General features: G+C 57.9%; 6 protein-coding genes. 1 reads left to right on the top strand and 5 read right to left on the bottom strand.

The features are described from left to right. From D8U18_RS12385 to D8U18_RS12375, 3 genes are all read right to left on the bottom strand, one after another. On the bottom strand, nucleotides 1-292 hold a 292-nt coding region (locus D8U18_RS12385), incomplete at its 3' end, for an FKBP-type peptidyl-prolyl cis-trans isomerase N-terminal domain-containing protein (protein ID WP_194092099.1). Between the two features lie 121 nt (nucleotides 293-413). Next, on the bottom strand, nucleotides 414-722 hold the full coding sequence (locus D8U18_RS12380; protein ID WP_056855673.1) for a DUF6482 family protein: 309 nt from the start codon (nucleotides 720-722) through the stop codon (nucleotides 414-416). A 137-nt stretch (nucleotides 723-859) separates the two neighbouring features. Next, a complete protein-coding gene (locus tag D8U18_RS12375; RefSeq protein ID WP_007970904.1) occupies nucleotides 860-1,348 on the bottom strand; it encodes a TIGR00645 family protein in 489 nt (162 codons plus the stop codon). Between the two features lie 169 nt (nucleotides 1,349-1,517). Between D8U18_RS12375 and D8U18_RS12370 the strand changes: the two genes are divergently transcribed. Further along, the gene (locus tag D8U18_RS12370; protein ID WP_131107713.1) at nucleotides 1,518-3,347 is read left to right on the top strand and encodes a hypothetical protein; all 1,830 of its coding nucleotides are present in this window, start codon (nucleotides 1,518-1,520) and stop codon (nucleotides 3,345-3,347) included. A 6-nt stretch (nucleotides 3,348-3,353) separates the two neighbouring features. On the opposite strand, the gene D8U18_RS12365 is transcribed toward D8U18_RS12370, so the two are convergent. After that, nucleotides 3,354-3,695, bottom strand: coding sequence for a hypothetical protein (locus D8U18_RS12365; RefSeq protein WP_056855675.1), 342 nt, complete (start codon nucleotides 3,693-3,695; stop codon nucleotides 3,354-3,356). 321 nt (nucleotides 3,696-4,016) lie between these two features. Beyond that, entirely contained in the window at nucleotides 4,017-6,455 is a 2,439-nt protein-coding gene (locus D8U18_RS12360; protein WP_056855676.1) for an ATP-binding protein, read from the bottom strand. Nucleotides 6,456-6,784 lie beyond the last annotated feature (329 nt).

The raw sequence follows: 6,784 nt of genomic DNA, 5'->3' as shown, positions 1-6,784 counted from the left end.
TGATGCCGTCACGCTTGGCGTTTTCAGCCAGGAAGGCCAGGCCTTCGCCAGCGGCTGCTTCAGCCTTGGCTGCTGCTTCGGCTTGCATGATTTCGCGAATCACCTTGAAGCTCGCGGACATTTCTTCCTGGCCGACACGGCTAGGCAGACCGGCAAACGCGTCGGTCAGGCCGGCCAGGATCGCGTCCAGGCTGACGCCCGGTGGCGGGTTGTCGCGCAGTTGGTCGCCCAACTGACGGCCGATACCGTAGCTGACGCGTGTTTCGTCGGTGGACAGATTTACTTCGGACATGACACTGCTCCGCTGTGCGGACGGCCCGGGAACTTGCCGTGCGTGCACAGCGCGTCCCGGAGCGCCCGGAACCAAAAGGGCCAGCAGACTAGCACAGTTGCCATAGCGTTGATCAGGGGCATCAGCCCTGATGCGGTGAACGCTGCTCGATCGGCACTTTCAGGCTTTCTTCAATGCCACCCAGCCCACACATCTCGTCATGCACCAGAGTGTGCACCAGATTGAAGTTCAGCTTGGGAAAGGAGCGCAGCACATCACGGGCGTGCTCCACTGATCGCAGGTGCATCATGTGGCCGTGGGTATCGCTCAACGGATACGCCGCGCCATGCATCCGTGCCTCCAGCAAATAGATGCCTCCCTCCAGCGAGATCAGGTTCAGCTCATCGACCTTCCCGGCGACGGCATAAGCATTCAACTCTTGCAGGTTCATGAAACACACCTCACGCATTGGCGAACCAAGACATCTACAGGCATATGCCTCGGCACCTCAAAGCACAAGCCAAAAACGACGCCGCCCGTCTGTTTCTGCAACAGACGGGCGGCGGCACAGCGATCAGCAACAGGTGATCAGTGCTTGGTCACTTTATCCAGGTAACCCATGGCGAACGCTGACACGACGAAGGTCATATGGATGATCACGTACCACTGCAAATGCTCGGGATCGACATTTTTGGCGTCCATGAAGATGCGCAACAGGTGGATGGACGAAATGGCCACGATGGAGGCGGCCACTTTCATCTTCAGCGACGAAGAGTCCATGGTACCCAGCCAGTTGAGCTTTTCCTTGCTGTCGTCGATATCCAGCTGCGATACGAAGTTTTCGTAACCGGAGATCATCACCATCACCAGCAAACCGCCCACCAGCGCCATGTCGATCAACGACAGCAGAACCAGAATCAGGTCCGATTCGGCCATCGAAAATACATTGGGTATGACGTGGAAGACTTCCTGGAAAAATTTAAGCGCCAGCGCCAACAACCCAAGGGACAAGCCAAAGTAGATCGGCGCCAGCAACCAGCGGGATGCGTACATTGCGTTTTCGATAAAGCGTTCCATTGAATCTCACAGGTGGTCTGAAAATGGACGCGAGTATAACAGCCACCTGCCCCTCCTCAGAAGCGGCCATAAACCACCGGGAATCTGCCACCTGCGCGGTGTGCGGCAACGTTTTCTGCTAGTGTCCAGATCATTGATATTGCCGTGATATCGGACAGGAAGACTGGAAATGGATGTGCGACTACCCCTGACGAGTGCCGGAATCTGCCTGGCCGTGCTGCTGAGCGGCTGTTCGCCCAGCGAAGAGAAACGCCAGGTGAGCCTCGAGGAAAAGACTGCGCAGTTCGAAAAATCGCTGGATGCGATCGAGGATCCGAAACTCAAGGATGCCGTGGCCGAGCTCGGCGGTTCGCTGCTGTTGCTTGAACGGGCGCAACTCAAGCTCGACAGCAAACCATTGGAAACCGAGTACGGCGAAGACGTCCTCGCCGTGCTAAAGCACTACCCCACGCCACAAGCGCTGGTCGATACCTACATCAACGGCCTGTTCGTACTGCATAAAGATTCCAGTTCAGATTACCTGACCGACCTGCAGCCGGTATTCCCCTTCAATTTCAGTATTCCGGCGGCCTTCATCTTCCCTCATGGGCTGCAATGGCAGTCGGTGACCCTGAGCAATAAACGGGTGATAGCCTTTCAGCCGGAATGGTCGGAAACCGATCCCGGCATTCAGTTGAGTCCGTCGAGTTCAAACCTGACCAACCCTGATGACCTGACGGTGGCCTATCCCTTCATCGACGGGCTCGACGTCGACATCAAGAATCAGCCTCAGCCGGTCAGCCTGCAAGGCACGGTGGAGGTCATCGCACCTCGCCGGCTCTATAGCTTCGACCTGACGAAAAAGGACGAGGGCCAGACCCGCACCAATGACAACCTGAGCGTCACCTTGATCAAGCTGGGCACCAACTATGCCGAAGTCGAGTTCAGCAACAGTGCGCCACAAGCCCCCGAGATCGGGGAAACCCCGCTGAACCCATTGATCGTCCAGGCCCGGGACGCCACCGGGCAATTTCTCTCACGCTCTGGCTCAATCAACGAAACCGCTACAAAAATCGCCTTCTACCAAAAGCAGCTGGCGAAGATGCAGCAACAAAAGGTCTGGAGCGAGGCGCTGGAAAAACAACTCGATGATGAGCAACGCAACTTCGAGAAACAACAAACCCACCGTTATTCAAAAGTGTATTTCAACGGTCCCATCGAAACCCTCGAAGTCAGCCTGCTGGACTTCTCGAGCGCCACGGTGACCCGCAAGGACTTGAACCTGCCGGTACGCCGTTTCGACCGCAGCACCACGGACAAGGCCATCCAACCGCTGAACCTGTCGGTGGTGGTATATGACGACCAGGCCTCGACATGGCTCAAGGGGGCAACGCTGACTGAGGAACAACTGAAAAAAGGTGTGAGCATCAGCCAATCGGTCGAAGACCCCAGCGCCGCGCGAATCGAATTCAATCACTTGAGAAGCTTCAATGACGAGTTGCTGGGGACGTCATTCAACCCCGGTGAAAGCCCGGTCAGTTTCTTCACCGAGGACAGCCGTGGCAAACGGGATGAACCCATTGAATTGCCACCGCAGGCCTATCAGGTCGACCCATTACGCGGCAGCATCACCTACGATCTGAACCTGTTCCCGGAAACACCGGCTTATGTGGTGGGCTCCATACCGTTGTTTCTTGCGACCATCGACAAAAAAACCTTCGATGCCCATCAATTGCCCAAGGGGCTGGAGTTCAAAGGCAACACGCTAGTGGTGGATCTCAAGAAATTTCCCGAACAGGACTGGCGCTTTTTCACCAAGGATGAGAGCGGCAATTACCTCAAGGAAATTCTAGCGGTCAATCATCTCGCGAGCGCAGAAGGGCCGGCGCTGTTTGCCGTGCATTATTTCTATGGGCAGCCCACACGCCTGGAGACCTATCAACGAACTGACCTCGCCACCGTGCCCTACGGTTTCGAGGTCAGACTCGACAAGGCCGACTTGAGCAAACTGCCCGAATAGCAGAAGTCAGTGTTCGGGACGAAATTCGAAGCCACCCACGTTACGGCAGCGGCCGCCATTGATTTCCCGCAGCTGGGCTTGCAGATGCAGGCACCAGATTTGCGGATCATCGGCCAGCTCATAGCCGTGCAGTGTCAGGCTTTCAACAATGGTGTCGAGGATGGTTTCAGCCGCAAAGGGGCCATGGAACGGGCCTTGGGCTTTGATGGCTGAAGGTTGCTCGCCAGCCATTCCGGCGGCGAAGAGCAAGGTCCACATCCCCGTATCCCCGGCCAGCGGCTTGATGGCGCATTCGATACGGGTCACGAGACCCAGGCATTGACGAGTGAGGCAGAGGTTGCGCGACATGGCGGCGACCCTCGGTCGATCCGGTATTCAGCCCTCATGGGAAAGGCTGTTTCGATCCAGTGATTACTGTCCTTGTCCTTGAGCAGAGAATAGAAGAAAAGAACGAGTTGCAGACCAATCGACACCAGAAGGCGCCGAATGGTCATAGTGTGAATATTGACGCCAGAGTGATGGCGTTTTTTTGTTGAATACACCGTGTAAAAATGCAGGAGCGAACCTGCTCGCGATGGCGGTGTGCCAAACAACATAATGTTGAATGTCAGTCCGCTTTCGCGAGCAGGCTCGCTCCTACAGTGGATCGGTGCGAAGTTCAGGCTTGCATCAAGCCGGTTTGGCCTCCACCAACGCCTCGATCGCCATTTCCTTCTCGGCTTCCTTCAGGTCGTCCTCGTTGATCATCTCCGCGATGACCCGCAAGCGCTCCACCACCCGCGCGTTGACGCTGCCTTCAGGGAATTCGCCATTCTCGTCCGGCTCACCCGCAGGCTCACCCACCAGCAGGCTCAACGCCTCATCGGCCTGGCGTACCGCATAAACGTGGAATTGCCCGGCGCGCACCGCCGCCAGCACTTTTTCATCCAGCATCAGCGTGGCGACGTTGGCCTGGGGAATGATCGCCCCCTGCTCGCCCGTCAACCCGCGGGCTTCGCACAGACGGAAGAAGCCTTCGATCTTCTCGTTGACCCCTCCCACTGCCTGTACTTCACCGAACTGGTTGATCGAACCGGTAATCGCAAAGCACTGCTTGAGCGGAGTTTTCGACAAGGCCGAAATCAGTGTGCATGCCTCACCGAGTGAAGCGCTGTCGCCATCCACATAACCGTAGGACTGCTCAAGGGCGATACTGGCGGAAATGGCCAACGGGAATTCCTGGGCGTAACGGCTGCCAAGGTATCCGGTGAGGATCATCACGCCTTTGGAGTGAATGGGCTGGCCGAGGTTGACCTCGCGCTCGATGTCGACGATGCCGCTGCCCCCCGGGTACACCGTGGCGGAAATCCGCGCCGGCACGCCGAAGGCCGAATCGCCGACCTCCAGCACCGTCAAGCCGTTGCACTTGCCGACAGCCGCGCCATCGGTATCGATCAGGATGATCCCCGCCAGCATGTCATCGAGAATCCGCGCTGACACGCGCCCGGTGCGGGTAGCCTTGGCTTTGAGCGCACGTTCGATGTGCCCGGCGTCGGTCATTTCATCGCCGGCCAGATGGCGAATGAAATCCGCCTCGCTGACCAATTGGAACAAATCACCGATACGCGCCGACAAGCGCCCTTGATGCTCGGCCAGACGCGCACTGTAGGTCGCCAGGCGCGCCACCGCATCGGCGGTCAGCGGCGCCATGCCTTCCTCGGAAGTGCGGGTTTTGAGCAACTGGGCGAACTGTTCCAGGCTCTCGTCGACCATCGGGATGTCTTCGTCGAAGTCCACCAGCACGCGGAACATTTCCTGGAAGTCCGGATCGAGGTCCTGCAGCGTGTAATACAGCGAACGGGCACCAATGATGACGACTTTGACCTGCAAAGGAATGTGCTGCGGGTTCAGCGTGACAGTGGCGAAACGGCCCATTTCGCCCAGCGGCGATTCCATTTTCAGCTTGCGCGATTGCAGGGCTCGCTTCAGCGCATCCCACACGAAAGGCTCGCTGAGCATTTTTTCCGCTTCGAGAATCAGGAAACCGCCATTGGCGCGATGCAGTGCACCCGGGCGTAATTGCCGATAGGTGGTGTACAGCGCGCCCTGATCGGTGCTGTATTCAATGCGGCCGAACAGGTTTTCGTAGGTCGGGTGCGGTTCAAACACCACGGGCGCGCCGCCACTGGCCGAATGGCCGACCACCAGGCTCGGTGCGTATTGCTCCTCGAGCAATTTGCGGGCGACGGCGTCGGTCTTGCTGTCGTCTACCAATTGCTCGACCACGGTCTTGAGCAGATACACCTGCATAGCTTGCAAATACCCGCACACGGCGGCGTTCTCGGCGTACTTCTCCGACAACGGCGACAGCAGCGGCTGCAGGGCCAGGGTGATGGTTTCTTCGTTGAGGTGGCGCAGTTGATTGCTCGATTCACGCTTCCATTGCGGCAGGCTGGCGAGCTCTTCGTTCAAGCGCTCCTCCAAAGCCGAGATGTCGTCGTGGAATCGATCGCGTTCGGCTTCCGGCAACTGCGCGAACTCCGCTTCGTCCAACGCCTTGCCTTCGCTCATCGGTGTGAAGGCGATGTTGCTGGCATCGCGGTACAGCGCGACTTCCTTCTCCAGGGCCAGGCGCTCGATCACGTCCAGCGCCTTGTCATAGCGCTGGTTGAAGGCGCGGTCGATGGCGCTTTTTTTCTGCTGGTAGGACGGGTGCTCGAACACCGCTGGAAAAGTCGCCAGCAGGTTATCGATCAAGCCGTTGATATCCCCCATGAAGGCACCGGCGGTGCCCGACGGCAGTTCCAGGGCACGCGGCTCGCGCGGCTCATCGAAATTATTGACGTAGACCCAGTCCGCCGGGGTCTGCAGGCGCTTGCCTTCGGCTTTCAGGTAGCGTTTGACGAAGGAGAACCGGCCGGTGCCGGGCTCGCCCATGACGAACACGTTGTAACCGGGGCGTGGCATGGCCACACCGAACTGCAAGGCTTCGACCGCACGTTCCTGGCCAAGCACACCGCGAAAGGGCTCCAGATCATTGGTGGTAGAGAAGCTGAACTGTTCAGCGGAAAACGGACGGGTCAGCGCTTCGGGCGCTAGACGCAAGCTGGCAGCAACAGGATCAGGCATCGGGCTTCCTTACATCAGGCGGGGCAGATAGCGGCATTCTGGCGCTGCCTGTGCCTGACTGGCAAGGAGCGCCTGCGGCCAAAGCATAGACAAGTCGCTGCGCCCCGATGAGCTTGCGTCAAATCACTGTTTTCAACGAATGTTTTGCAAAAAATCACGGAACTGCGCGATCGTGCCTAAACTCCAAACTGCGCGGCTGGACTTATAACCGGCCCAACTGACGTCGGAACGCCGTCAGACCCCTTGTCCATTGGTATGCACATAAAGAGAACAAAGCTATGAAACGGATTCTTCTCGGTACTCTCTTCACCGCTGTATCCATCAACGCC

Origin of the sequence: Pseudomonas sp. Sample_10, from assembly GCF_004321495.1 — a bacterium.
Lineage (GTDB): Bacteria > Pseudomonadota > Gammaproteobacteria > Pseudomonadales > Pseudomonadaceae > Aquipseudomonas.
The sequence above is the reverse complement of the archived record's forward strand: the minus strand, read 5'-3'. Positions and strand labels throughout refer to the sequence as shown.